2 protein-coding genes are annotated in these 1,321 nt (G+C 63.9%); both read right to left on the bottom strand.

The features are described from left to right. Positions 1 to 552 (bottom strand): ABC transporter permease (locus tag EN991_RS36540; RefSeq protein ID WP_245461181.1); only part of this gene is annotated, 552 nt, incomplete at its 3' end. 13 nt (positions 553 to 565) lie between these two features. After that, positions 566 to 1,321 (bottom strand): extracellular solute-binding protein (locus EN991_RS36535; RefSeq protein WP_127370540.1); only part of this gene is annotated, 756 nt, incomplete at its 5' end.

The raw sequence follows: 1,321 nt of genomic DNA, 5'->3' as shown, positions 1-1,321 counted from the left end.
CAACATGACGAAGAAGTGCACGAAGCCGGTGATGGTGGCGAAACGCGTGTTGGCGAGATGCACAGGCTCGCTGATGAGACCGGAGCCGGTCAGCGCCCGGTTTACGACGCCGTTCTGCGCCAGCGCCAGCAGCCAGGAATAGGAGCGCACGACATAGGAGGTCCAGAACGGCAGCACCGCCAGCATCAGCGCCAGCCGCTGCCAGCGCTCCGGCACCTGTTCGGCGAGGATCCAGGCGAAGGGATAGGCGAGCAGCACCGAGACCACGGTGACGATCGCGGTCACCTCAAGCGAGTTCACCATCGCCTGCCAGTAGGAAGGGTTGGTGAAGAACTGGCTGTAGTTGGACAGCGTGAAGCCGCCGCCCTCATGCGCCGTCAGGCTGGAAAACCCCATGGCAATGAACGGCAGCACGAAGAACAGCAGCGTCCAGCCGAGCGCCGGCGTGACCAGCGCCCAGGGCAGAGCAGAGCTCGCCCGGGGCAGAGCAGAGCTCGCCCGGGGCAGGGTATGGCCCGCCCGGGGCAAGGGGTTGTTTCCAGCCGAGCTCATGAGCGCTATCGGCTCATTTCGCCTGCAGCATTTCGGTCCACATGTCCTGCATCTTCTTGTCGAGATCGGCGTTCGGCGCCGGATAGGCCTGGGCACGCGTCAGGAAGCCCGGCTGTTCGTCGAAGCGCAGCACCTTCTTCTGGTCGTCGGTCAGTGCTGCCTTGGTGTTGGCCGGCATGCCCCAGTAGCAGGAGGAGGTGGCAAGCCGCGCCTGGCCCTCCGGGCTCATAATGTACTGGATGAACTTCAGCGCCATGTCCTTGTTCTTGGAATCCTTGAACATGGCCAGCGACTGCGACCACAGAACCGCACCTTCTTTCGGGATGGAGAAGTCCAGCGCCGGGTTTTCCTTGGCCAGGCCCGCCGTCACCCATTCGCCGCCGCCGACCAGTATGTCGACCTCGCCCGTCGCCAGCGCCGTCTGGCTGGCGGTCACTTCGCCGACCAGCTTGGCATTGGCTTTCATCTTCAAGAGCTCGTCCCTGAGGGCGGGCAGGTCGGCTTCGGTGAGATCGGCCGTCTTCTTGCCGATCGCCAGTGCGGCCATGCCGATGACCGGCAGGTAGTAGTCGTAGATGGCGACTTTGCCCTTGTACTTGTCGCCGGTCAGGGCCGCCATCGACTGCATGTCGGCCGGGTCGACCTTGGTCTTGTTGTAGCCGATCGTGTTGTAGCCGAACTTTTCGGTGATGCCGTAGCGCTTGCCGCCGACCTGTTTGCGCAGGTGAAGATGGACGGCTCCGCCATGGTCGGCGGCAAGCGCTACGGC

This window comes from Mesorhizobium sp. M7A.F.Ca.US.005.03.2.1, assembly GCF_003997795.1.
GTDB lineage: Bacteria > Pseudomonadota > Alphaproteobacteria > Rhizobiales > Rhizobiaceae > Mesorhizobium > Mesorhizobium ciceri.
Note: the sequence above shows the minus strand (reverse complement) of the source record. Positions and strands in the feature narration are given on the sequence as shown.